Below are 25,895 nucleotides of genomic sequence, written 5' to 3'. Positions count from 1 at the left end.
ATATGACTGAAAAAAGACTAGCATGGGATGAGTATTTTGCAGCCCAAGCCTTACTAATTGCCAATCGTTCCACTTGTAAACGTGCCAAAGTGGGCGCAATTTTGGTAAAGGATAATAAAGTTATTTCCACTGGTTATAATGGTTCGGTGTCAGGGACTGAGCATTGTATTGATCACGAATGTCTGGTCATCGAAGGTCACTGTGTTCGCACTCTTCACGCAGAGGTTAATGCCATTCTCCAAGGTGCAGAACGTGGGGTTCCCAAAGGCTTTACAGCCTATGTGACCCACTTTCCATGTCTAAACTGTACAAAACAATTGCTTCAGGTCGGTTGTAAGCGTGTGGTTTATATCAACCAGTACCGAATGGATGACTACGCCCAATACCTTTATCAAGAAAAGGGAACAGAATTAACCCATTTACCACTTGAGACAGTACAGGCAGCTCTTAAAGAGGCGGATTTAATGTAAAAATTATCAAAAATAAATGGTTTAGAAAGATTTTTAAACCGTTTTTTGGTATAATAAGAAGAATAAATTGAAAGAAGGAACTCCAAAAATGGGAAAAATTGAAGTTATTAATCATCCACTGATTCAACATAAATTGTCAATCTTGCGTCGTACAGATACTTCTACAAAAGCTTTCCGTGAGCTAGTAGATGAGATTGCAATGTTGATGGGGTATGAAGTACTTCGTGATCTTCCACTAGAAGATGTGGAAATCGAAACACCAATCACAAAAACAGTTCAAAAACAATTGGCAGGTAAGAAATTGGCTATCGTTCCAATCTTGCGTGCAGGTATCGGGATGGTTGATGGACTTTTGAGCTTGGTTCCAGCTGCTAAAGTTGGCCACATCGGTATGTACCGTGATGAAGAAACGCTTCAACCAGTTGAGTACTTGGTGAAATTGCCTGAAGATATTGACCAACGTCAAATTTTTGTGGTAGACCCAATGTTGGCAACAGGTGGTTCAGCAATCTTGGCTGTTGATTCTCTTAAAAAACGTGGCGCATCAAATATCAAATTTGTCTGCCTTGTATCAGCACCAGAAGGTGTAAAAGCTCTTCAAGAAGCTCATCCAGATGTAGAAATCTTTACAGCAGCCTTGGATGAACGTTTGAACGAACACGGTTATATCGTTCCAGGTCTTGGAGATGCTGGGGACCGCTTGTTCGGTACAAAATAGAATTAAAAAGAGATTGACTTGGAAAAGGATTTCCAGTCACGAAAGGAGGTTGAATTTTTGTTTCTGTCTAATGAAAACAGAGCAAAAATTTGACCTTTTTTGACCAAGATATTATAATAGTCTTATCTTCAGTCATTTGACCAACAAAATTAAAACTCAAAAGGAGAAATAAATGATTCCTGTAGTTATTGAACAAACAAGCCGTGGAGAACGTTCCTACGATATTTACTCACGTCTTCTCAAAGACCGCATCATTATGCTGACAGGTCCCGTTGAAGACAATATGGCTAACTCTGTTATTGCCCAATTGCTTTTCTTAGATGCCCAAGATAGTACAAAAGATATTTACCTTTATGTCAATACACCTGGTGGTTCTGTTTCAGCTGGTTTGGCAATCGTTGATACCATGAACTTTATCAAGGCAGATGTCCAAACTATCGTTATGGGGATGGCTGCATCTATGGGGACTGTCATCGCGTCAAGTGGAGCAAAAGGTAAACGTTTCATGCTTCCAAATGCAGAGTATATGATTCACCAACCGATGGGTGGTACAGGTGGTGGTACCCAACAAACTGATATGGCGATCGCTGCAGAACACTTGCTTAAAACTCGTAACATCTTGGAAAAAATATTGGCTGAAAATTCAGGTCAGTCAATCGAAAAAGTCCATGCAGATGCAGAACGAGATAACTGGATGAGCGCCCAAGAAACACTTGAATATGGCTTTATTGATGAAATCATGGCCAACAATTCATTGAATTAATGATGAAAGAAGGCAAACTCGACTGGGTTTGCTTTTTTTGGTATAATAGGGAGAGATTTCTTAGAAAGAGGATTTATCATGTTTGAAAAAGTCAAACGATCTGGCTTGATTATCTATCTTTACTATAATCGTGATGCCAAAAAACTGCAGGATTATGGAGATATTACCTATCATTCCAAGAAACATCGTTACTTACAGCTTTATGTTCCAACTCAAGAAGTGGAGCAATTGGTCGGGCGCTTGGGCAAGGAAAAATTTATAAAAAAAGTTAGAGTTTGTCATATCCAAGAGTTGGAAACACCCTTTGTGGGCAATCTTTATCGAGAGGAAAACGTTATCATCGAAAAAGTCTAAGAAAAGTGTTGACAATTTTCTGATAATTCGGTATATTCTTAACATGCTATTTATTTAAGAATAAGGAGACAAAAAAGATGAAGAAAAAATTTGCCCTATCGTTTGTGGCTCTTGCAAGTGTAGCACTTCTTGCAGCCTGTGGAGAAGTGAAGTCTGGAGCGTCAAACGCTGCTGGTAACTCAGTAGATGAAAAGACAATCAAAATCGGATTTAACTTCGAGGAAACTGGTGCCGTAGCAGCCTACGGAACATCTGAACAAAAAGGTGCCCAATTGGCCGTTGATGAAATCAATGCAGCAGGTGGTATCGATGGAAAACAAATCGAAGTAGTCGATAAAGATAATAAGTCTGAAACTGCTGAGGCGGCTTCAGTAACAACTAACCTAGTAACCCAATCTAAGGTATCAGCAATCGTAGGACCTGCGACATCTGGTGCAACTGCAGCTGCTGTAGCGAACGCTACAAAAGCAGGTGTTCCATTGATTTCGCCAAGTGCGACTCAAGATGGATTGACTAAAGGTCAAGATTACCTCTTTATCGGAACATTCCAAGATAGCTTCCAAGGAAAAATTATCTCAAACTATGTTTCTGAAAAATTGCAAGCTAAGAAAGTTGTTCTTTACACTGATAATGCTAGCGACTATGCTAAAGGTATTGCCAAAGCCTTCCGTGAAGCTTACAAAGGTGAAATCGTTGCAGATGAAACTTTCGTAGCAGGTGACACAGACTTCCAAGCAGCCCTTACAAAAATGAAAGGGAAAGATTTTGATGCTATCATCGTTCCTGGTTACTACACTGAAGCTGGTAAAATTGTAAACCAAGCGCGTGGTATGGGAATTGACAAACCAATCGTTGGTGGTGATGGATTCAACGGTGAAGAGTTTGTACAACAAGCAACTGCTGAAAAAGCATCAAACATCTACTTTATCTCAGGCTTCTCAACTACTGTAGAAGTTTCAGCTAAAGCAAAAGCTTTCCTTGATGCTTACCGTGCTAAGTACAACGAAGAGCCTTCAACATTTGCAGCCTTGGCTTATGACTCAGTTCACCTTGTAGCAAACGCAGCAAAAGGTGCTAAAAACTCAGGTGAAATCAAGGATAACCTTGCTAAAACAAAAGATTTTGAAGGTGTAACTGGTCAAACAAGCTTCGATGCAGACCACAACACAGTCAAAACTGCTTACATGATGACCATGAACAATGGTAAGGTTGAAGCAGCAGAAGTTGTAAAACCATAATAGAAAAATGTTGAAATAGGGAATGAGCCTTTGACTCACTCCCTGTTTCGATGTTTAATACTCTTCAAAAATCAAATTCAAACTGCGTCAACGTCGCCTTGCCGTACTCAAGTACAGCCTGTGGCTAGTTTCCTAGTTTGCTCTTTGATTTTTATTGAGTATAAGAACTTATAAAAAGTGAGGGGAAACCCTCGGAATTATAAATAGAAAGAGTGAATCTTATGCTCCAACAACTAGTAAATGGTTTGATTCTAGGTAGTGTTTATGCGCTGTTAGCCCTAGGATATACCATGGTTTACGGAATTATCAAGCTCATCAACTTCGCCCACGGTGATATTTATATGATGGGAGCCTTTATCGGTTATTTCTTGATTAATTCTTTCCAAATGAATTTCTTTGTAGCGCTTATTGTAGCTATGCTAGCGACGGCCATTCTTGGTGTCGTGATTGAGTTCCTTGCTTACCGACCTTTGCGTCACTCTACTCGTATTGCTGTTTTGATTACAGCTATCGGGGTTTCCTTCCTATTGGAGTATGGCATGGTCTATCTGGTTGGTGCCAATACCCGTGCCTTCCCTCAAGCGATTCAAACAGTTCGCTATGATTTGGGACCAATTAGCTTAACAAATGTGCAGTTAATGATCTTGGCGATTTCCTTGATTTTGATGATTTTGTTACAAGTCATTGTCCAAAAAACGAAGATGGGGAAAGCCATGCGTGCAGTATCAGTAGATAGCGATGCGGCACAATTGATGGGGATCAATGTGAACCGTACTATCAGCTTTACCTTTGCTTTGGGGTCAGCTCTTGCGGGTGCGGCTGGTGTTCTGATTGCTCTTTATTATAACTCTCTTGAGCCTTTGATGGGAGTTACTCCAGGTCTTAAGTCTTTCGTTGCCGCAGTACTTGGTGGTATCGGAATCATTCCTGGTGCGGCTCTTGGTGGTTTTGTAATTGGTCTATTAGAAACCTTTGCGACAGCCTTTGGAATGTCAGACTTCCGTGATGCCATTGTTTATGGAATCTTGTTGTTGATCTTGATTGTCCGCCCAGCTGGTATCCTTGGTAAAAATGTGAAAGAGAAGGTGTAAACGATGAAAGAAAATTTAAAAGTTAATATTCTATGGTTACTCCTTTTGTTAGCTGGCTATGGCTTGATTAGTGTACTGGTTTCAGTCGGAGTACTCAACCTATTCTATGTACAGATTTTACAACAAATTGGAATTAATATTATTCTGGCTGTTGGGCTCAACTTAATCGTTGGTTTTTCAGGCCAATTTTCACTTGGTCATGCTGGTTTCATGGCGATTGGTGCCTATGCAGCAGCTATTATTGGTTCTAAATCACCAACCTACGGTGCCTTCTTTGGAGCTATGCTGATAGGGGCTTTGCTTTCAGGAGCAGTTGCCTTGCTTGTCGGAATTCCAACCTTGCGTTTGAAGGGGGACTATCTTGCAGTAGCGACTCTAGGTGTTTCTGAAATTATCCGTATCTTTATCATCAATGGTGGAAGCCTTACAAATGGTGCAGCAGGTATCTTGGGAATTCCTAACTTTACAACCTGGCAAATGGTTTACTTCTTTGTCGTGATTACAACCATTGCAACCTTGAACTTCTTGCGTAGTCCAATTGGACGTTCAACCCTATCTGTTCGTGAGGATGAAATCGCTGCTGAGTCAGTTGGGGTTAATACGACTAAAATTAAAATCATCGCCTTTGTATTTGGTGCTATTACTGCAAGTATTGCAGGGTCACTTCAGGCAGGATTTATTGGATCTGTTGTACCGAAAGATTACACATTCATCAACTCAATCAACGTTTTAATTATTGTTGTATTTGGTGGACTTGGTTCCATTACAGGTGCAATCGTTTCAGCTATTGTCCTTGGAATTTTGAATATGCTTCTCCAAGATGTTGCTAGCATTCGTATGATTATCTACGCTTTGGCCTTGGTATTGGTAATGATTTTCAGACCAGGTGGACTCCTTGGGACATGGGAATTGAGCCTATCACGTTTCTTTAAAAAATCTAAAAAGGAGGAACAAAACTAATGGCATTACTTGAAGTAAAACAGTTAACCAAACATTTTGGCGGTCTAACAGCTGTTGGAGATGTGACTCTTGAATTAAACGAAGGGGAACTGGTTGGGTTAATCGGTCCAAATGGAGCTGGGAAAACCACTCTTTTCAACCTTTTGACTGGTGTTTATGAACCAAGTGAGGGAACAGTTACCCTAGATGGTCACCTTTTGAATGGAAAGTCACCTTATAAGATTGCTTCTTTGGGACTTGGACGTACTTTCCAAAATATCCGTCTCTTTAAAGATTTAACAGTTTTGGACAATGTTTTGATTGCTTTTGGCAACCATCACAAACAACATGTTTTTGCTAGTTTCTTACGCTTACCAGCTTTTTATAAGAGTGAAAAAGAATTAAAGGCTAAAGCTTTGGAATTGCTGAAAATCTTTGATTTAGATGGTGATGCAGAGACTCTTGCTAAAAACCTCGCATACGGACAACAACGTCGTTTGGAAATTGTTCGTGCCCTTGCTACGGAACCTAAAATTCTCTTTTTAGATGAACCAGCAGCAGGTATGAACCCACAGGAAACAGCGGAATTGACTGAGTTAATTCGTCGCATCAAAGATGAATTTAAGATTACGATCATGCTGATTGAACACGATATGAATCTGGTTATGGAAGTTACAGAACGCATCTACGTACTTGAATACGGTCGTTTGATTGCTCAGGGAACTCCAGAAGAAATTAAGACCAATAAACGGGTTATCGAAGCTTATCTAGGAGGTGAAGCCTAATGTCTATGTTAAAAGTTGATAATCTTTCTGTGCATTACGGTATGATCCAAGCAGTCCGTGATGTAAGCTTTGAAGTGAATGAAGGAGAGGTAGTCTCCCTTATCGGTGCCAATGGTGCTGGTAAGACAACCATTCTCCGTACCTTGTCTGGTTTGGTTCGACCAAGTTCAGGAAAGATTGAATTTTTAGGTCAAGAAATCCAAAAAATGCCAGCTCAGAAAATCGTGGCGGGTGGTCTCTCACAAGTACCAGAAGGACGCCACGTATTCCCTGGCTTGACTGTTATGGAAAATCTAGAAATGGGAGCTTTCTTGAAGAAAAACCGTGAAGAAAATCAAGCTAACTTGAAGAAGGTCTTTTCACGCTTCCCACGTCTTGAAGAACGTAAGAACCAGGATGCAGCCACTCTTTCAGGAGGGGAACAACAAATGCTTGCCATGGGACGCGCTCTTATGTCAACACCAAAACTTCTTCTCTTAGATGAACCATCAATGGGACTTGCCCCAATCTTTATCCAAGAAATTTTTGATATCATTCAAGATATCCAGAAGCAAGGAACAACTGTTCTCTTGATTGAACAAAATGCCAATAAGGCACTCGCAATCTCTGACCGAGGTTATGTATTGGAAACAGGGAAAATCGTCCTATCAGGAACAGGAAAAGAACTCGCCTCATCAGAAGAAGTCAGAAAAGCATATCTAGGTGGCTAAAAAGGTCCGGGGGACCTTTTTAGTCGGCGGATGAAGATTGCGAAGCAATTATCAAATCCACTGGATTGTTTTAGTCGGTGGATGAGGATTACGAAGTAATCATCATTATAGTCTGGTGGACCTTTTTAGTCGGCAGATATAGACTGTGAAGCAATTCACATCTGCACTGGAAGCTTAGCTTCTGATAATTGAAATGAAATCGAATGAAGCGTACTTATCCTTCATTCAGAGAGCTCGATTTTAGAGCTCTTTTTGCTAGCTTATTCATACTTTTCTGAATTTTGAAAAAGAAATGTAAGCGTTTGATAGATTTACAAAAAGATTGTATAATAGGATAAGAATAGAAAAGGAGAAGTCTCATGGCAGTTAAAGATTTTATGACCCGCAAGGTAGTGTATATTAGTCCAGATACAACAGTATCTCATGCAGCAGATTTGATGAGAGAGCAAGGGTTGCACCGCTTGCCTGTTATCGAAAATGATCAATTGGTTGGTTTGGTGACTGAGGGAACCATTGCACAAGCAAGTCCATCAAAAGCAACAAGTCTTTCTATCTATGAGATGAATTATCTTCTAAATAAGACAAAAGTAAAAGATGTCATGATTCGCGATGTTGTCACTGTTTCAGGCTATGCGAGTCTAGAGGATGCAACTTATCTGATGTTGAAAAATAAGATTGGTATTCTTCCTGTCGTTGATAACCATCAAGTCTATGGGGTTATTACGGACCGTGACGTTTTCCAAGCCTTTCTTGAAATCGCAGGTTATGGCGAAGAAGGAATTCGTGTGCGCTTTGTTACGGAAAACGAAGTTGGCGTTCTTGGAAAAATTATTTCTTTGATTGTAGAAGAAAATTTGAATATCTCGCATACAGTCAATATTCCGCGTAAGGATGGTAAGGTGATTATCGAAGTTCAAATCGATGGATCAATTGATTTACCAGCCTTGAAAGAAAAATTTGAATCAGAGAATATTCAAGTAGAAGAGATTACTCGTACCTCAGCAAAAGTCTTGTAAGAAGGGAAGCCGAAAGGCTTCTTTTTATGTTTAATAAGGGATTAGAGCAAAAGATGGAAAGAAATGATAAAATATGCTATAATGAAATGATGTAAAAAAGGAGTATTTATGGACATTTCAGAAATTCGTCAGAAAATTGACGCAAATCGTGAAAAATTAGCTTCTTTCAGGGGGTCTCTTTGACCTCGAAGGCTTAGAGGAAGAGATTGCCATCTTGGAAAACAAGATGACAGAACCTGATTTTTGGAACGATAATATCGCGGCCCAAAAAACGTCGCAAGAATTAAATGAATTAAAAAACACTTACAATACCTTCCATAAGATGGAAGAGGTGCAGGATGAAGTTGAAATTTTATTGGACTTTTTAGCAGAAGACGAGTCAGTGCATGATGAACTGGTCGAACAGTTATCCGAACTTGATAAGATGATGACCAGTTACGAGATGACCTTGCTCTTGTCAGAACCTTATGACCATAATAATGCGATTTTGGAAATCCATCCAGGATCCGGTGGTACTGAGGCTCAGGACTGGGGTGATATGTTGCTTCGTATGTACACTCGCTATGGAAATGCTAAAGGCTTTAAAGTGGAAGTATTGGATTACCAAGCAGGAGATGAAGCTGGTATCAAGTCAGTAACCTTATCTTTTGAAGGACCTAATGCCTATGGTCTTCTCAAGTCAGAAATGGGTGTACACCGTTTGGTACGAATTTCACCATTTGACTCTGCTAAACGTCGCCACACCTCTTTCACATCTGTAGAAGTGATGCCAGAATTGGATGATACTATTGAAGTAGAAATCCGTGAAGATGATATCAAGATGGATACTTTCCGTTCAGGTGGTGCTGGTGGACAAAACGTCAACAAGGTTTCCACAGGTGTGCGTTTGACACACATTCCTACGGGAACTGTCGTTCAGTCAACAGTCGATCGTACCCAGTATGGAAATAGAGATCGTGCCATGAAGATGTTGCAGGCTAAGCTCTATCAAATGGAGCAGGAGAAGAAAGCTGCGGAAGTCGATTCCCTCAAGGGTGAGAAAAAGGAAATCACATGGGGAAGTCAAATTCGTTCTTATGTTTTCACGCCATATACTATGGTAAAAGACCATCGAACTAACTTTGAAGTTGCACAAGTAGATAAGGTTATGGATGGAGACCTAGATGGTTTTATTGATGCCTATCTCAAGTGGCGAATCAGCTAAGATAGAAAGGAACTCACATGTCAATTATTGAAATGAGAGATGTCGTCAAAAAATACGACAACGGAACGACTGCCCTACGTGGTGTTTCGGTAAGCGTTCAACCAGGGGAATTTGTTTACATCGTAGGACCTTCAGGAGCTGGGAAATCAACCTTTATTCGTTCTTTGTATCGCGAAGTAAAAATCGAAAAAGGAAGCTTATCTGTTGCTGGTTTTAATCTGGTTAAAATTAAAAAGAAAGATGTCCCTCTCCTACGTCGTAGTGTTGGGGTTGTCTTCCAGGATTATAAACTGTTACCAAAGAAAACCGTTTATGAAAATATTGCTTATGCAATGGAGGTAATTGGAGAAAGTCGCCGTAATATTAAAAAACGTGTTATGGAAGTCTTAGACTTGGTTGGATTGAAGCATAAGGTTCGTTCTTTCCCAAATGAACTTTCAGGGGGAGAACAGCAACGGATTGCAATTGCACGTGCCATTGTAAACAATCCAAAAGTATTGATTGCGGACGAACCAACAGGAAACTTGGACCCAGATAATTCATGGGAAATCATGAACTTGCTGGAACGCATCAATCTCCAAGGTACAACTGTCTTGATGGCTACCCACAACAGTCAGATTGTAAATACCTTGCGCCACCGTGTCATTGCCATTGAAAATGGCCGTGTCGTTCGTGACGAAGCTAAAGGAGAATATGGATACGATGATTAGTAGATTTTTTCGTCATTTATTTGAATCGTTAAAAAGTTTGAAACGAAATGGCTGGATGACAGTAGCTGCTGTTAGTTCAGTTATGATTACTTTGACCTTGGTTGCAATATTTGCATCTGTTATCTTTAATACGGCTAAACTAGCTACAGATATCGAAAATAATGTCCGAGTAATGGTATATATTCGTAAGGACGTAGCTGATAATAGTGAGACGATTGAAAAAGAAGGTCAAACTGTTACAAATAACGACTACCATAAGGTATATGATGCTTTGAAAGGTATGTCAACCGTTAAAAGTGTTACGTTTTCAAGTAAAGAAGAACAATATGAAAAGTTGACAGAAACAATGGGGGATAACTGGAAAATCTTTGAAGGCGATGCCAATCCACTCTATGATGCATATATCGTTGATACAAATACACCAAGTGATGTAAAGACGGTAGCAGAAGAGGCTAAGAAAATCGAAGGTGTATCAGAAGTTCAAGATGGTGGTGCTAATACAGAACGCTTGTTTAAGTTAGCTTCATTTATTCGTGTCTGGGGACTAGTTATCGCTGGATTATTGATTTTCATTGCGGTGTTCTTGATTTCTAATACTATACGTATCACCATCATTTCACGAAGCCGTGAAATTCAAATCATGCGTTTAGTAGGTGCTAAGAATGGCTATATCCGCGGACCTTTCTTGCTTGAAGGTGCCTTCATTGGTTTGCTTGGAGCAACACTTCCATCAGTTCTGGTATTTATTGTCTATAAAATGGTTTACCAATCTGTTAATAAGTCATTGGTTGGTCAGAACCTTTCAATGATATCACCAGAAGTATTCAGTCCACTGATGATTGCCTTATTATTTGTGATTGGAATTTTTATCGGTTCAATCGGATCAGGAATTTCAATGCGCCGATTCCTGAAAATCTAAAATAGAAGTATATTTGAGGAGATTTTAATATCTCCTTTTTTACTACAAAAATTTTAGAAAAAAGTCTACTTTTTTTTATAAAAGCCTTTACAAAAAAAATTAAAGTGGTATAATTGAATTATAGAAAGTGCAAACGTTTTCGTAAAACGTTTGCCTAAATAAAAATAAAGGAGATTTGAATGATGAAAGATACATTCAAAAATGTCTTGTCTTTCGAGTTTTGGCAAAAATTCGGTAAGGCTTTGATGGTGGTTATCGCGGTTATGCCGGCTGCTGGTTTGATGATTTCAATCGGTAAGTCTATCGTAATGATTAACCCAACTTTTGCACCACTTGTAGTTACAGGTGGAATTCTTGAGCAAATTGGTTGGGGGGTTATCGGTAACCTTCACATTTTGTTTGCCCTAGCAATTGGAGGAAGCTGGGCTAAAGAACGTGCTGGTGGTGCTTTCGCCGCTGGTCTTGCCTTCATCTTGATTAACCGTATCACTGGTACAATCTTTGGTGTATCAGGAGATATGTTGAAAAATCCAGATGCTATGGTCACAACTCTCTTTGGTGGTTCAATCAAAGTTGCTGATTACTTCATTAGTGTTCTTGAAGCTCCAGCATTGAACATGGGTGTGTTTGTAGGGATTATCTCAGGTTTTGTAGGGGCAACTGCTTACAATAAATACTACAACTTCCGTAAACTTCCTGATGCACTTTCATTCTTCAACGGGAAACGTTTCGTACCATTTGTAGTTATTCTTCGTTCAGCAATCGCTGCAATTCTACTTGCTGCCTTCTGGCCAGTAGTTCAAACAGGTATCAATAGCTTTGGTATCTGGATTGCCAACTCACAAGAAACTGCTCCAATCCTTGCACCATTCTTGTATGGTACTTTGGAACGTTTGCTCTTGCCATTTGGTCTTCACCATATGTTGACTATCCCAATGAACTACACAGCTCTTGGTGGTACTTATGACATTTTAACTGGTGCAGCTAAAGGTACTCAAGTATTTGGTCAAGACCCACTATGGCTTGCATGGGTAACAGACCTTGTTAACCTTAAAGGTACAGATGCAAGTCACTACCAACAATTGTTAGATACTGTTCACCCAGCTCGTTTCAAAGTTGGACAAATGATCGGTTCATTCGGTATCTTGATGGGTATGATCGTTGCTATCTACCGTAATGTCGATGCTGATAAGAAACATCAATATAAAGGTATGATGATTGCGACAGCTCTTGCAACATTCTTGACAGGGGTTACTGAACCAATCGAATACATGTTCATGTTTGTAGCAACACCTATGTATCTTGTTTACTCACTTGTTCAAGGTGCTGCCTTCGCTATGGCTGACGTAGTAAACCTACGTGTCCACTCATTCGGTTCAATTGAATTCTTGACTCGTACACCACTAGCAATTAATGCTGGTATTGGTATGGATATCGTTAACTTTATCTGGGTAACTGTTCTCTTTGCCGTAATCATGTACTTTATCGCAAACTTCATGATTCAAAAATTCAACTACGCAACTCCAGGACGTAACGGAAACTATGAAACTGCTGAAGGTTCAGAAGAAGCTAGCAGCGAAGTGAAAGTTGCAGCTGGTTCTCAAGCTGTAAACATTATCAACCTTCTTGGTGGACGTGCAAACATCGTTGATGTAGACGCATGTATGACTCGTCTTCGTGTAACTGTAAAAGACGCTGACAAAGTCGGTGATGCAGAACAATGGAAAGCAGAAGGAGCTATGGGTCTTGTCATGAAAGGACAAGGAGTTCAAGCTATCTACGGTCCAAAAGCAGACGTATTGAAATCTGATATCCAAGATATCCTTGATTCAGGTGAAATCATTCCTGAAACTCTTCCAAGTCAAATGACAGAAGCACAACAAAATACAGTTCACTATAAAGGTCTTACTGAGGAAGTATACTCAGTAGCCGATGGTCAAGTTGTTGCTTTGGAACAAGTGAAAGATCCAGTATTTGCTCAAAAAATGATGGGTGATGGATTTGCTGTAGAACCTGCAAATGGAAACATTGTATCTCCAGTTTCAGGTACTGTATCAAGCATCTTCCCTACAAAACATGCTCTTGGTCTTGTGACTGAAGCAGGTCTTGAAGTACTTGTTCACATTGGTTTGGACACAGTAAGTCTTGAAGGAAAACCATTTACAGTTCATGTAGCTGAAGGACAAAAAGTTGCAGCAGGAGATCTCCTTGTCACAGCTGACTTGGATGCTATCCGTGCAGCAGGACGTGAAACTTCAACAGTAGTTGTCTTCACAAATGGTGATGCAATTAAATCAGTTAAATTAGAAAAAACAGGTTCTCTTGCAGCTAAAACAGCAGTTGCTAAAGTAGAATTGTAATATACTTGAGGTTGGAAGCTGTATTCCAACCTCTTATTTTGGGAGAAAAGAATGAAATTTTTAACACTCAATACTCATAGTTGGATGGAAAAAGAAGCTGAGGAAAAATTCCAGATTTTGCTTGAGGATATCCTTGAAAAAGACTATGATTTGATTTGTTTCCAAGAAATCAATCAGGAGATCACATCTCCAGAGGTAGAGGTCAATGATCTTTATCAAGCTTTGCCAGCAGCTGAGCCTATTCACCAAGATCACTATGTTAGACTCTTGGTTGAAAAGTTATCTGAGCAAGGGAAAAATTACTACTGGACTTGGGCCTATAACCATATCGGTTATGATCGCTACCATGAAGGTGTGGCTATCTTGTCTAAAACACCTATTGAAGCAAGAGAAATTTTGGTTTCAGATGTGGATGATCCAACAGACTATCATACTCGTCGTGTTGCCTTGGCTGAAACTGTAGTTGATGGTAAGGAGCTTGCAGTTGCCAGTGTCCACCTTTCTTGGTGGGATAAAGGTTTCCAAGAAGAATGGGCACGATTTGAAGCTGTCTTGAAAGAATTGAACAAGCCGCTTTTGCTAGCTGGAGATTTCAACAATCCAGCTGGTCAGGAAGGTTACCAAGCTATTTTAGCTAGTCCATTAGGCTTACAAGACGCATTTGAAGTTGCTCAAGATAAAAGTGGTAGCTATACTGTTCCACCAGAAATTGATGGATGGAAGGGGAACACTGAACCCCTTCGAATCGACTATGTTTTTACTACCAAGGAGTTAGCGGTGGAAAATTTACATGTCGTATTTGATGGTAACAAGAGTCCACAAGTGAGTGATCACTATGGCTTGAATGCTATTTTAAACTGGAAATAATGACTGAAAAGAGGTTGGGATTCACAAATTCCAGCCTTTTTTACTAGAGAAGCTACTAGAAATAGCCTAAATAAGTGAGACTACTGAAATGGAATAAAATATGGTATAATTGATAGGATAGATAGAATCGAGGATATTATGTCATTTACGAAATTTCAATTTAAAAAATATATTAGTGAAGCCTTGGAGGAGTTGAAATTTACAACTCCAACAGAGGTGCAAGACAAGTTGATTCCTATTGTTTTGACAGGTCGTGACCTAGTCGGTGAATCAAAAACAGGTTCGGGTAAGACTCACACTTTCCTATTGCCGATTTTCCAGCAATTAGATGAAGCCGACGATAGTGTTCAAGCAGTCATTACTGCACCGAGCCGTGAATTAGCTACTCAAATTTACCAAGCAGCCCGTCAGATTGCAGCCCACTCAGATGTCGAAGTTCGTGTGGTTAATTATGTGGGTGGTACGGATAAGGCTCGCCAGATTGACAAATTGGCAAGTAACCAGCCTCATATTGTTATCGGAACGCCTGGCCGTATTTATGACTTAGTTAAGTCTGGTGACCTAGCTATTCACAAGGCTAAGACCTTTGTGGTCGATGAGGCAGATATGACCTTGGATATGGGATTCTTGGAAACTGTTGATAAGATTGCTGGAAGCCTTCCAAAAGACTTGCAATTCATGGTCTTCTCAGCGACTATCCCACAAAAACTGCAACCATTCTTGAAAAAATACTTGTCAAATCCTGTTATGGAGAAAATCAAGACCAAAACGGTCATTTCTGATACCATTGATAATTGGTTGATTTCTACAAAGGGACGTGACAAGAATGCTCAAATTTACCAGTTAACTCAGTTGATGCAACCGTATTTGGCAATGATTTTTGTTAACACTAAAATGCGTGCTGATGAATTGCATTCATATCTGACTGCTCAAGGCTTGAAGGTAGCGAAGATTCATGGAGATATTGCCCCTCGTGAACGCAAGCGTATCATGAACCAGGTGAAAAATCTGGATTTTGAGTACATTGTCGCAACAGACTTGGCAGCGCGTGGGATTGACATTGAAGGTGTCAGCCATGTCATCAATGATGCCATTCCGCAAGATTTATCTTTCTTTGTTCACCGTGTTGGTCGTACTGGAAGAAATGGCCTACCAGGTACAGCTATTACCCTTTACCAACCCAGTGATGACTCGGATATCCGTGAGTTGGAGAAATTGGGAATCAAGTTTACTCCTAAAATGGTCAAAGACGGGGAATTTCAAGATACTTATGACCGTGATCGTCGTGCCAACCGTGAGAAAAAACAAGATAAACTTGATATCGAAATGATTGGTTTGGTTAAAAAGAAAAAGAAAAAAGTCAAACCAGGTTATAAGAAGAAAATTCAATGGGCGGTTGATGAAAAACGCCGCAAGACCAAGCGCGCTGAAAATCGCGCACGTGGTCGTGCAGAGCGTAAAGCAAAACGCCAAACATTTTAATAGAAAAAGTTGGAGTACTGAGCTCCAACTTTTTCTATTATGTGACTGAAAGTCACATAATAAACTAGCTCATATCAATAAAATAGTAGAGGTTCTAATCAATTTCAATAATTCAGAAAAAAGAAGACTGACAAAATATGACTACTTTAAGATGACACTAAAATTTGATATCAAACTCTAGCATATGGAGGAAGAAATCAAAATTAATGGATAGGTGATTACGGATATAAAGTTATAAGACTTGAAACTTTATTTCATAGACTTAATCACTCTTATCCTTCTTAAATTCATAGAGCTCTTCCAAGTAAAAATGAATTTTTTCTTTAATATATTTTAATGATTTATTATTAGTTATGTCTATAACACCAAACACACTATAGTGGTTTCGGTAAAGCTCATCATAATCAATCTGACTGCCTATGATGATGACTTCTGATTTTTTTGAACTAAATTGGATAGATTTTAAATAGAGTTTCATTTTTTTAGATGTTAGGGACCTTGATTTTATGATAAAATAAGTAGAAGATTTATATTTGTGGTTAATCTTATGCCCTTGTAGAATTTTTGTATTTTTGAATGTTTTTTTTAAGAAATAATATTTTAAATACAGAGATAAAATATAGCCAAATAAAGAGTAGTGTAAAATTTGAATTGCCTTCATAGCTTTCCTTTCATTAGAAATTAGTTTATCAAATGAAGAAAGATTAATATTATTGAGATACTAAAAAGTATCTATTTTATCATGAAATGTCTAAATTAAGAAAATTTTTACCATTTGAGATAGTATAGAAACCATTTGAGATTTTTATAATTTAATTTCCATCATTCTGATAAGATTAAACTGATAGAAGGAGGCTAAATATGAAAGACTACATTTTATATCAAGATAGAGCTATCGTAAAGGTACCACTCTCTAAAATTTATTATGTTACAACTCACCCAACAAAAGCTCATGCTGTTCTTTTTGTAACAGCCGAAGGGAATTTTGAAGCTTCAACCTCACTAGCTAAAATTGAAGAGGAAAGTTCAGAAGAACTTATTAGATGCCATAGAAAATTTCTTGTGAATAAACATAAAATAGCAGGATTTAATCATGAGACAAGAACGATTATGTTTATGGATGATAGAGTATCAGACATCGCTTGTTCTAGAAGACACTTTACAATATTAAAAAATCAGTGGAAAAATATATAGGAGTGAAGTAGTGAATATTTTTATACTAGAAGATAATTTTTTACAACAGACTAGAATTGAAAATATTGTCAAAAAAATTTTGGTGGATAATAAGATTGAGTATAGGCATTTTGAGGTTTATGGAAAACCTCAACAGCTTTTAGAGGACATTTCAGAGAGAGGAAGTCATCAATTATTTTTTCTTGATATTGAAATAAAAGATGATGACAAAAGAGGACTAGACGTTGCTAGAGAAATTAGAAAACTTGATTCCCAAGCAGCGATTGCTTTTGTAACATCACATTCTGAGTTTATGCCTGTATCTTTTGAATATTTAGTATCAGCTATTGATTTCATTGATAAAGAATTACCTGAACCATTATTTATCAAACGAATTGAAAATGTTATTTCAAGTGTTAGCGATAATCAAAGAAGAACAGTATCTGAGGACTCTTTTATATTTACAGGATCCAAAGCTCAAATTCAAGTCCCTTTTAAAGATTTATTGTATATTGAGACATCGTCAATAGCCCATAAGTTGACACTCTATTCAAAACGAGACATAGTTGAATTTTATGGACAATTGTCAGATATTCTTAAACAGGAACCACGTTTATTTCAATGTCATAGATCATTTATCGTAAATCCTTATAATATATCTTTAATTGATAAAGAAAATCGGTTAGTTCATTTTCAGAACGGGTCCTCTTGTATTGTCTCTAGATTAAAAATTCGTCCACTTATGAAAGCTATCGAAAGACTTCATGACTAAGGAGATTTAGATGATATTTTTTCTAAATATTATAGGTGTTTTTCTATTGTTATGTATCCATACTAAGGTTGTAGGTGAGAAATTAAATCTAAAAAAAGTAGTAATGTCCATTATTCTGTTCCATCTTTTATCATTCCTATTTATTGTTTTATTTAAATCAACTGAATTTTACTTTCTTGGGTCATTATTGATTTATCCTACTTTTTTTATCTTGTATACTTTGTCTATTGGTGAATTAAGAAGTAAGGTCTCTTTATTACTTTTTTACTCATTATTTCCACTTGGATTTTGGGATGTCATCAGAAATTTTTTAGGTTACTTTATAATTTCTAAGATTCCAATATTGTATAGACTATATGAAACTAATCTAGGAACAATGATTTTCTCTTTATTAGCTGAAATTATTGTGTTTTTTCTTATTAGTCTCTTTCGATATAATTTTAGTCATTTAAAAATAAAGAACTTGGATAGAAAGACAAAATTTATTTTAATTACTGCAGATATTTTAATGCTAGCCTATTTTATCTTACCATCTTATATAAACTACAGTGATAAAGTAAGTTGGGATAGAATGTTGGATTATAAAGAATTATGGACAGCAGTTTACTTTTTATTGTTTATTTGTTTTGTTAATCTCTTGGATAGAAGATTACTTCAAGAACTACAGGAGAAAGTCGTTCTACAAAAAGAAATTCAATTGCAAAATCTTAGTAATTATAGTCAACAAGTTGAGGGGCTGTATCAAGAAATTAGAAGCTTTAGACATGATTATGCTAATATTTTATCGAGCTTAAAAATAGGTATAGATCAAAAAGATATTAATCTGGTTTCTCAAGTTTATGATAGTGTTTTGAAAAATTCTGGTGAAAAATTAAAAGGCAAGCGTTTTGATGTAGCACATCTAAGAAATATCAATGATTTGGCGCTAAAGAGTTTACTATTATCTAAGTTATCGGAGGCCCAAAACTTGTCTGTTCCAGTTTCCCTGGAGATTGGTGAACAGTTCTCTATAAGAAATATGGAACAAATTGACTTCTTAACAATTACTTCTATCTTGTTAGATAATGCTATAGAGTCCGCAGCAGAAGGAGGAATAGCAGTTTGTTTTCTTGAGGATACAGAATGGAATAAATTAGTCATGATTGTAAAAAATTCTACCTTGGAAAGAGAGATAGAATTGAGAGATATATTCAAGCGTGATAATTCTTCAAAAGGAGTAGGTCGGGGTATAGGCTTGGCCAATGTTCGGAGAATTTTAAAATCTTATCCAAATGTGTGTTTGAAAACAACAAGTAAAAATTATGTCTTTACACAGATCTTGGAAATAGAACTTTAAAAGAGTCCCCCTTAAAATATTCTATAGAATATTTTAAGGGGGACTCTTTTGTTATGACTTTATATACATTATTTTTTAGCTAGTTCCTGTAAATGAGTTAGGAAATAGTCATAACAATAAAACTGGGCAAAAAAGCTAGAGTGACGACTTCACAATATCTAGCAGCGATTTGTGGAATAAATTTTAAAATGATTTATTTTTAATCTTGAAAGGTTACAAATCATGAAAAAATACGTTTCGTGATGAAAATCGTACATTTTAAGACTTAGCGGTAAAAATCTCTGTTGTTCTGCTATACTGAACTTGTCAAAATTGCAATCCGACAAAAATAATAAAAATTAATATGGAGGTATTCCCCATGGAAACAAAGACAACGATTCAATTTGATGTTTTGGATACCCAAATGTTGGCTAGTATTGAGGGAGGAACAGCTAGTGCAGGGGAAGTTTGCACATTAGCAGGAGCAATGATTGGTAGTTTGGTTGCACCAAGAGCTGGAACTTAGGCTGGAGGTGTTTTATGAGCACAATATTGCACAGCTATATGGGCTATCGCTAGATTTTTATAGAAAAGGGGTTAGTTGATGGAAAGTGGTGAATTTAGGTTAATTTTAGCTCTTTTTATATCTTTTTTTATAATAGGTGCGATTGGAATAGTTCTAAATGTTCCAATAAGCGAAGTTTTAGTTCTTTCTGTAGGTAGTGTGTTTTTTGAGTTGCTGATTCACTTATTAACGCATAATAAGAAGAGAGGAAACATTAGTTTTGAACTATGCTTTAATCGATACAAGCAATTTATTAAAAAGATTTTAGCACCTACATTTTTTCTGTTACTATTATCAATTATTTTTGTCGTTATAGATGGTTATAAGTCGTCATCTGTATTATTTTATACTCATATATTTGTAGTATTATTCACAGTAGGATACATTATTTCCTCGAATAATATCGAATTACATATTTCAAAAAAAGAATGAGTTAGAGTTTTACTTATAGTATATAATAATAAATTATTTTGAGACATAGTAGTAAAGTGATTGAGCTATAGATATGATGAGGATGGAAATATGGAGATTGTTATAATGAACATAGTTAATTATCTCTTGCTAAAGATTGAATGGATAGTAAGTAATATCTTTATAAAAATGAGCATACTTTGGATGCTTATTTGGTTTCTATACTATTTAAAGAGTGATTTAGCAATGTATTTCTTGTTTTTTGGAAATGGCTTTTTATTATTGCTATTAATTTTTCGATTTGCACTGTATCAAATTAAACTAGTAATGCAGAATGATATTAACTAATTATGTCTAAATCATATTTTGGGTAATCAGATTATAATCATTCTGGACTTTTTCAAGACTTTTTGATAACTCCGATAATGTGTCTATTTAAATTTGAAGATAAGTGGAGTTAGCAACATTTAAATACTTTGTGGTAAAAATCGATTTTGTTCTGCTATACTGAACTTGTCAAGGTTATAATCTGACAAAAGATTTCTATTATATACGAGATATTCATCATGGATACAAAAACAATAGAACAAGTTAATGTGTTCAAAGCTGATGCTCTTTCTATTGTTTGTTGTGTTGAAGGAGGTAAAAATGATTTGGCATGTATTTCAGGTATGGCAGGGATGACTGAAATAGGATTTTTCTAGCTGGAGCTGCGATTATATGTGGTGCTACAGCTATGCGAATTTGATAAAAAGAGAGGATGTACAATGAATAGTTCAATGAGTTAGTTTTCAATTCTAAAAAACAGTGATTTACAAGAGTACTCTGGTGGATTAAATCCTACTTGTGTAGTATTAGTTGGTATGTCAATTTATTTAGGTTTAACTGCATTTACTGGTCCTGTTGGTGTTGCATTTGCGATTTCAACAGGCGGGCTAGCGGCAGATAGTTTTTATAGATAATGAGAAAAGTAATTAGTATATTTTACATTATTTCTCTAGGAGTCTTGTCTTTACTAAAGTCACCAGATATTGTTGATATCATAGCCACTCTACTATTGATTTGTATAGGTTTAAAAGGAATAAACCAAAAGGGAACTTTATAAGGTTGTGATGACGATACTTTTTAGCCTCATTACATGTTTTGACAATGTTTCATCTGTTAATTTCCAAATTGAGAATGGGGATATTGTAACTAAGTGTGGTTTTGAGTTAACTAAAGATGTCATGGCTAATGGTTGGATATCATCATTGGGTAGGAGCTATTGTCTTTCAGGTTATAGAGGATAATTTATGGATAAGAGAACAGAAGAAATTCTCAATAAGGTTTACAATTTGATTTTAGATACAGAGATTCATAAAAATGAACGAGATATTTTATTACGTTATAAAACTCTATTAGAGAATACAAAAAATGAGCAGAGAGTTGTCATGGAGTTGTCAGAAGCTCTTCGTCAGAAGGCTGTTAGTGGGATTCATAGTCAGAAATCATTGAGCCCAAAGGTTGCGACATTTTATAAAGAAATTGCCACATATGGAGAATTGAGTAAAAATCTAGCTCAAGGATTAATATCTTTTGGTATAACGAGATAAGGAAAAATGAGCAGAAAAACTTACCAAGTTTGTAACAAGATAAAAAATTAATATAAATGTAAGGAGATATCCATGATGGATACAATGATGAGACAATTTGAAGTAATATTGTCCAGCATTGAAGGTGGACTTTCATGCTTTGAGAAGGAATTGTTGCTTTGGGAGGACATGGTGGAGCTATTATAGGCTTTTGGATAGGAACTGAATTTTTTTCTACGAAATAGAAAGTTGAGGTACAAATGAAGCAGCGTTTGATAATTGCAATTAGTTTTATAATGACTGGGATAGTCATCAACATTTTATTAGAATCAAATACTATTATTCATAAATTTATTGCTATATTAGGTCTGATTATGTATTATAAAGGTGCTTTTAGAGAGTATAAAAAATGTTAAAAGCAATTCAGATTTTGATTTAATTCTGTATATAACAGGATTAAATCCTTTTTGTTTTATGAGAACGAACTATCTATACAGAAACACTACATTAAAGACTGCAAATTGAGCCTAAAAATGGTATAATGGAAGAGTTATATAGTCCCGATAAGATGGTAGGTATTCAGCACTAAGAAATTTCCTATCAGTACTTTGTAACTCTATAACACTATTTTTAAGGGGGGACATTTTTATGTCAGAACGTAAATTATTCACGTCTGAATCTGTATCTGAGGGGCATCCAGATAAGATTGCAGACCAAATTTCAGATGCGATTTTGGATGCTATTTTAGCCAAGGATCCAGAGGCGCACGTTGCTGCTGAGACAGCTGTATACACTGGATCTGTCCACGTTTTTGGTGAAATTTCTACAAATGCCTATGTGGATATTAACCGTGTGGTTCGTGATACCATTGCAGAGATTGGCTATACCAATACCGAGTATGGATTTTCTGCAGAGACTGTAGGAGTACATCCATCTTTGGTGGAACAATCTCCTGACATTGCCCAAGGTGTTAATGAAGCCTTGGAGGTTCGTGGAAATGCAGATCAAGATCCGCTGGACTTGATTGGTGCTGGAGACCAAGGTCTCATGTTTGGCTTTGCAGTGGATGAAACAGAAGAGCTCATGCCTTTACCAATTTCACTCAGTCATAAATTGGTTCGTCGTCTGGCAGAACTTCGTAAGTCTGGGGAAATTAGCTATCTTCGCCCAGATGCTAAATCACAAGTTACGGTTGAGTATGATGAAAATGACCGTCCAGTACGTGTGGACACAGTTGTTATTTCAACTCAGCACGATCCAGAAGTCAGCAACGAACAAATTCACAATGATGTCATTAATAAGGTTATCAAAGAGGTTATTCCAGCCTCTTACTTGGATGAGCAAACCAAATTCTTCATCAATCCTACTGGTCGTTTTGTAATCGGTGGACCGCAAGGGGACTCAGGTTTGACTGGTCGTAAGATCATCGTAGATACTTATGGTGGCTACTCTCGTCACGGTGGTGGTGCCTTCTCTGGTAAAGATGCGACTAAGGTGGACCGTTCAGCCTCTTATGCGGCTCGTTATATTGCCAAGAATATCGTTGCAGCAGGCCTTGCTAAGAAAGCAGAAGTGCAATTGGCCTATGCCATCGGTGTTGCGCAGCCTGTCTCTGTTCGTATCGATACCTTTGGTACAGGAACAGTAGCCGAAAGCAAGCTTGAAAAAGCAGCCCGTCAAATCTTTGACCTTCGCCCTGCAGGAATTATCCAAATGCTGGACCTCAAGCGTCCAATTTACCGTCAAACAGCGGCTTATGGACACATGGGACGTACAGATATTGACCTTCCATGGGAACGTTTGGACAAGGTAGATGCTTTGAAAGAAGCAGTAAAATAAGATTTTAAGAGGGAGTTCCCCTCTTTTTAATATACTATTTCCTCTAAAATAATTGAAATTATAGCCTGAATTTGATATGATATCTCTATGGATAAAAGTAGAGCAAAACGTGTTGAGCACGATAAAAAGAGAATCGGTTTAATAGCCCTGGTAGCTATCTTTTCGGTAAGTATTTGTGTCCTTGGTTCAATGATTGGATACAAAGTATATACAAAGCAAAGTTTCGAACAAAAAATTGAGTCTTTAAAAAATGATAAAGATAATCAATTGAGTGAGGGAAATCAGAAAGATCATTTTCGTAAGGGACAAGCCGAAGTAATTGCCTATTATCCTCTCCAAGGGGAGCAAGTGATTTCGTCTATAAAGGGAATCATGACACAGGATATTAAAGACAATCTAGAGGATAAGGAAAATCTGGTTTTTTATTATACGGAGAAACAGGATTCAACTTTAAAAGGGATTGTCAACCGAAGTGTGGTGAAACAAGTCTATGATTTAACTTCTTCAAAAGTTGAAGAGACTGAAAAAACTAGTCTGGCAAAAGTACATTTGACAGAAGATGGTAAACCTTTTACACTTGATCAATTATTTTCAGATGCTAGTAAGGCCAAAGAGAAACTGATAAAAGAACTGACTTCTTTTTTACAGGATAAGAAATTGGAGCAAGAAAAGATCGATCAAGTTGTTAAAGGCTTCTCTGACCAAGACTTGTCTGCATGGAATTTTGATTACAAGGATAGTCAGATTATCCTTTATCCAAGTCAGTCAGTTGAAAATCTAGACGAGATTGCCTTGCCAGTATCTAGTTTCTTTGAAGTTATTCAGTCCTCTTATCTATTAGATAAGGATGCAGAGCTATATAAGGCTTATTATGAAAAGAAAAATCGTAAAGTAGTGGCCTTGACTTTTGATGATGGACCAAATCCTACGACGACAAATCAAGCATTAGATACTCTTTCCAAGTATGGTATCAAGGCAACTTTCTTTGTTTTAGGTAAGAATGTTTCTGGTAATGAAGAGATTTTGAAACGCATGAAATCGGATGGACATGTCATTGGAAACCATAGTTGGAGTCATCCAGTGCTTTCAAAACTTTCCCTTGATGAAGCTAAAAAACAAATTACTGATACTGAGGATGCGCTAACTAAAGTGTTGGGTTCTAGTTCCAAACTCATGCGTCCACCTTATGGAGCCATTACAGACGACATTCGCAATAGCTTAGATTTGAGTTTTATTATGTGGGATGTAGATAGTCTGGACTGGAAGAGTAAAAATGAAGCATCTATTTTGACAGAAATTCAGCGTGAAGTCAAGAATGGTTCTATTATTCTCATGCATGATATCCATGCTGAAACAGTGAATGCTCTGCCGAAGGTTATTGACTATTTGAAAGGGCAAGGTTATGACTTTGTTACCGTACCAGATTTGTTAGACTCTCGTCTTAAAGCTCATCAGCTCTATTACGACCGCAATCAATAATACACAAAATCTAAAGAGAAAAGTTTTCCTTGAAAATTTGGCTCTTTGGATTTTCTTCTCATAGAAAGGAAAAATAATGAAATCTTATACTTTAAACAATGGTGTTACAATTCCAGTACTGGGATTTGGAACCTGGAAAGCTGAAAATGGAGAGATTGCCTACAAAGCAGTTTTAGAGGCTTTAAAGGTAGGTTATCGCCATATCGATACGGCAGCGATTTATAAAAATGAAGAAAGCGTTGGTCGTGCCATTCAAGATAGTGGCGTTCCGCGTGAGGAAATTTTTGTAACCAGCAAACTCTGGAATACAAATCACAACTATGAGCAAACTCGTCAGGCTTTTGAAGAGTCTTTAGAGAAGCTGGGCTTGGAATATTTGGATTTGTATTTGATTCATTGGCCGAACCCAAAACCGCTCAGAGAAAATAACCAATGGAAAATCCGAAATTCAGAAGTTTGGAGAGCTATGGAAGACCTCTATCAAGAAGGCAAAATCCGTGCTATTGGAGTTAGTAATTTCCTTCCCCATCATTTGGATGCCTTGCTTGAAACAGCAACTATCGTTCCAGCGGTCAATCAAGTTCGTTTGGCTCCAGGTGTGTATCAAGAGGAAGTGGTAGATTACTGTCGAGAAAAAGGAATTTTATTGGAAGCTTGGGGCCCTTTTGGTCAGGGAGAACTGTTTGATAGCAAGCAAGTGCAAGAAATCGCGTTAAATCACGGTAAATCGGTTGCTCAGATAGCCTTGGCCTGGAGCTTAGCAGAAGGATTTTTACCACTTCCAAAATCTGTCACAGCTTCTCGTATTCAGGCTAATCTTGATTGCTTTGGAATTGAACTGAGTCATAAGGAACGTGAAACCTTAAAAACAATTGTTGTTCAGTCTGGTGCTCCACGAGTTGATGATATGGATTTCTAGAAAATCATAAAAAGAATTGTACATTGTGCTAATTTTTGATATAATAGTCAGCAGGAAAGAAAGTCTTATGGCGTTCTTCAAGCGAACTTGGGATAGTGGGAGCCAAGTAGGGCAAAATAAAGAACTGGCGCTTTCTGTAATATTTTTAAAAACAATGAAGTAATAAATTAGGGTGGAACCGCGTTTCTGACGCCCCTAGTCGCAAGGCTTGGGTGTTGAAATTCG

General features: G+C 37.3%; 27 protein-coding genes. 26 read left to right on the top strand and 1 reads right to left on the bottom strand.

Features of this window, described 5'->3' with window-relative positions:
- Positions 1-2: 2 nt before the first annotated feature.
- The 16 genes from QMQ21_RS06125 to QMQ21_RS06050 all read left to right on the top strand — a co-directional run bounded on the left by QMQ21_RS06125 (position 3) and on the right by QMQ21_RS06050 (position 15,626).
- Positions 3-470, top strand: a complete 468-nt coding sequence (locus tag QMQ21_RS06125; RefSeq protein ID WP_000136973.1) for a deoxycytidylate deaminase — start codon at positions 3-5, stop codon at positions 468-470.
- 88 nt (positions 471-558) lie between these two features.
- On the top strand, positions 559-1,188 hold the full coding sequence (gene upp / locus QMQ21_RS06120; protein ID WP_000515974.1) for a uracil phosphoribosyltransferase: 630 nt from the start codon (positions 559-561) through the stop codon (positions 1,186-1,188).
- Between the two features lie 172 nt (positions 1,189-1,360).
- Entirely contained in the window at positions 1,361-1,951 is a 591-nt protein-coding gene (gene clpP / locus QMQ21_RS06115; protein WP_000613471.1) for an ATP-dependent Clp protease proteolytic subunit ClpP, read from the top strand.
- Between the two features lie 78 nt (positions 1,952-2,029).
- Complete coding sequence (locus QMQ21_RS06110; protein WP_261035473.1) at positions 2,030-2,305, top strand: YlbG family protein; 276 nt, start codon at positions 2,030-2,032, stop codon at positions 2,303-2,305.
- 77 nt (positions 2,306-2,382) lie between these two features.
- Entirely contained in the window at positions 2,383-3,543 is a 1,161-nt protein-coding gene (locus QMQ21_RS06105; protein ID WP_000726116.1) for an ABC transporter substrate-binding protein, read from the top strand.
- A 221-nt stretch (positions 3,544-3,764) separates the two neighbouring features.
- Positions 3,765-4,634 (top strand): branched-chain amino acid ABC transporter permease, encoded by an 870-nt coding sequence (locus QMQ21_RS06100; RefSeq protein ID WP_000941421.1) that lies wholly within the window; start codon positions 3,765-3,767, stop codon positions 4,632-4,634.
- A gap of 3 nt (positions 4,635-4,637) precedes the next feature.
- On the top strand, positions 4,638-5,594 hold the full coding sequence (locus tag QMQ21_RS06095) for a branched-chain amino acid ABC transporter permease (RefSeq protein WP_125852054.1): 957 nt from the start codon (positions 4,638-4,640) through the stop codon (positions 5,592-5,594).
- Positions 5,594-6,358, top strand: coding sequence for an ABC transporter ATP-binding protein (locus tag QMQ21_RS06090; RefSeq protein WP_172923546.1), 765 nt, complete (start codon positions 5,594-5,596; stop codon positions 6,356-6,358). Before QMQ21_RS06095 ends, QMQ21_RS06090 begins: the two co-directional genes overlap by 1 nt.
- A complete protein-coding gene (locus tag QMQ21_RS06085; RefSeq protein WP_000062200.1) occupies positions 6,358-7,068 on the top strand; it encodes an ABC transporter ATP-binding protein in 711 nt (236 codons plus the stop codon). Before QMQ21_RS06090 ends, QMQ21_RS06085 begins: the two co-directional genes overlap by 1 nt.
- 359 nt (positions 7,069-7,427) lie before the next feature.
- Entirely contained in the window at positions 7,428-8,084 is a 657-nt protein-coding gene (locus QMQ21_RS06080) for a CBS domain-containing protein (protein ID WP_000268667.1), read from the top strand.
- A gap of 108 nt (positions 8,085-8,192) precedes the next feature.
- Positions 8,193-9,288, top strand: a protein-coding gene (prfB, locus tag QMQ21_RS06075; RefSeq protein ID WP_261065308.1) for a peptide chain release factor 2 whose coding sequence is annotated in 2 segments (ribosomal slippage) — positions 8,193-8,264 and positions 8,266-9,288 — 1,095 coding nt in all. Because the reading frame shifts where the segments join, the coding sequence is not laid out codon by codon here.
- Between the two features lie 17 nt (positions 9,289-9,305).
- The gene (gene ftsE / locus QMQ21_RS06070) at positions 9,306-9,998 is read left to right on the top strand and encodes a cell division ATP-binding protein FtsE (RefSeq protein WP_000022269.1); all 693 of its coding nucleotides are present in this window, start codon (positions 9,306-9,308) and stop codon (positions 9,996-9,998) included.
- Positions 9,991-10,917, top strand: coding sequence for a permease-like cell division protein FtsX (gene ftsX / locus QMQ21_RS06065; protein WP_000625545.1), 927 nt, complete (start codon positions 9,991-9,993; stop codon positions 10,915-10,917). Before ftsE ends, ftsX begins: the two co-directional genes overlap by 8 nt.
- A gap of 179 nt (positions 10,918-11,096) precedes the next feature.
- Entirely contained in the window at positions 11,097-13,277 is a 2,181-nt protein-coding gene (locus QMQ21_RS06060; RefSeq protein ID WP_261063299.1) for a PTS transporter subunit IIBC, read from the top strand.
- 51 nt (positions 13,278-13,328) lie between these two features.
- Positions 13,329-14,144 carry an endonuclease/exonuclease/phosphatase family protein gene (locus QMQ21_RS06055; RefSeq protein WP_084863100.1) on the top strand — a complete coding sequence of 272 codons (816 nt, stop codon included), beginning with the start codon at positions 13,329-13,331 and terminating at the stop codon, positions 14,142-14,144.
- A 138-nt stretch (positions 14,145-14,282) separates the two neighbouring features.
- Positions 14,283-15,626, top strand: a complete 1,344-nt coding sequence (locus tag QMQ21_RS06050) for a DEAD/DEAH box helicase (RefSeq protein ID WP_004238723.1) — start codon at positions 14,283-14,285, stop codon at positions 15,624-15,626.
- Positions 15,627-15,888: 262 nt separating this feature from the next.
- Here the strand turns inward: QMQ21_RS06050 and QMQ21_RS06040 are convergent, their stop codons facing one another.
- Positions 15,889-16,287 (bottom strand): hypothetical protein, encoded by a 399-nt coding sequence (locus QMQ21_RS06040; protein ID WP_261056366.1) that lies wholly within the window; start codon positions 16,285-16,287, stop codon positions 15,889-15,891.
- Between the two features lie 200 nt (positions 16,288-16,487).
- Here QMQ21_RS06040 and QMQ21_RS06035 point away from each other — a divergent pair, with 200 nt between their 5' ends.
- From QMQ21_RS06035 to QMQ21_RS05990, 10 genes are all read left to right on the top strand, one after another.
- Positions 16,488-16,820 (top strand): LytTR family transcriptional regulator DNA-binding domain-containing protein, encoded by a 333-nt coding sequence (locus QMQ21_RS06035; protein ID WP_024057774.1) that lies wholly within the window; start codon positions 16,488-16,490, stop codon positions 16,818-16,820.
- Between the two features lie 10 nt (positions 16,821-16,830).
- Entirely contained in the window at positions 16,831-17,571 is a 741-nt protein-coding gene (locus QMQ21_RS06030) for a response regulator transcription factor (protein ID WP_261813750.1), read from the top strand.
- Between the two features lie 10 nt (positions 17,572-17,581).
- The gene (locus QMQ21_RS06025) at positions 17,582-18,907 is read left to right on the top strand and encodes a GHKL domain-containing protein (RefSeq protein ID WP_261814095.1); all 1,326 of its coding nucleotides are present in this window, start codon (positions 17,582-17,584) and stop codon (positions 18,905-18,907) included.
- A 358-nt stretch (positions 18,908-19,265) separates the two neighbouring features.
- The gene (locus QMQ21_RS06020; RefSeq protein ID WP_033687185.1) at positions 19,266-19,412 is read left to right on the top strand and encodes a Blp family class II bacteriocin; all 147 of its coding nucleotides are present in this window, start codon (positions 19,266-19,268) and stop codon (positions 19,410-19,412) included.
- Positions 19,413-19,490: 78 nt separating this feature from the next.
- Positions 19,491-19,883: a hypothetical protein gene (locus QMQ21_RS06015; protein ID WP_227325630.1), complete on the top strand. Its 393-nt coding sequence runs from the start codon at positions 19,491-19,493 to the stop codon at positions 19,881-19,883.
- Between the two features lie 545 nt (positions 19,884-20,428).
- Entirely contained in the window at positions 20,429-20,566 is a 138-nt protein-coding gene (locus QMQ21_RS06010; protein WP_261814094.1) for a hypothetical protein, read from the top strand.
- A gap of 588 nt (positions 20,567-21,154) precedes the next feature.
- Positions 21,155-21,454: a bacteriocin immunity family protein gene (locus QMQ21_RS06005; RefSeq protein ID WP_261814093.1), complete on the top strand. Its 300-nt coding sequence runs from the start codon at positions 21,155-21,157 to the stop codon at positions 21,452-21,454.
- A 627-nt stretch (positions 21,455-22,081) separates the two neighbouring features.
- A complete protein-coding gene (gene metK / locus QMQ21_RS06000; RefSeq protein ID WP_000003942.1) occupies positions 22,082-23,272 on the top strand; it encodes a methionine adenosyltransferase in 1,191 nt (396 codons plus the stop codon).
- Between the two features lie 87 nt (positions 23,273-23,359).
- A complete protein-coding gene (pgdA, locus tag QMQ21_RS05995) occupies positions 23,360-24,751 on the top strand; it encodes a peptidoglycan-N-acetylglucosamine deacetylase PgdA (protein ID WP_247939109.1) in 1,392 nt (463 codons plus the stop codon).
- Positions 24,752-24,827: 76 nt separating this feature from the next.
- Positions 24,828-25,670, top strand: coding sequence for an aldo/keto reductase (locus QMQ21_RS05990; RefSeq protein ID WP_261043691.1), 843 nt, complete (start codon positions 24,828-24,830; stop codon positions 25,668-25,670).
- The last annotated feature ends 225 nt before the right edge of the window (positions 25,671-25,895 follow it).

Source organism: Streptococcus bouchesdurhonensis, assembly GCF_948472335.1.
Note: the sequence above shows the minus strand (reverse complement) of the source record. Positions and strands in the feature narration are given on the sequence as shown.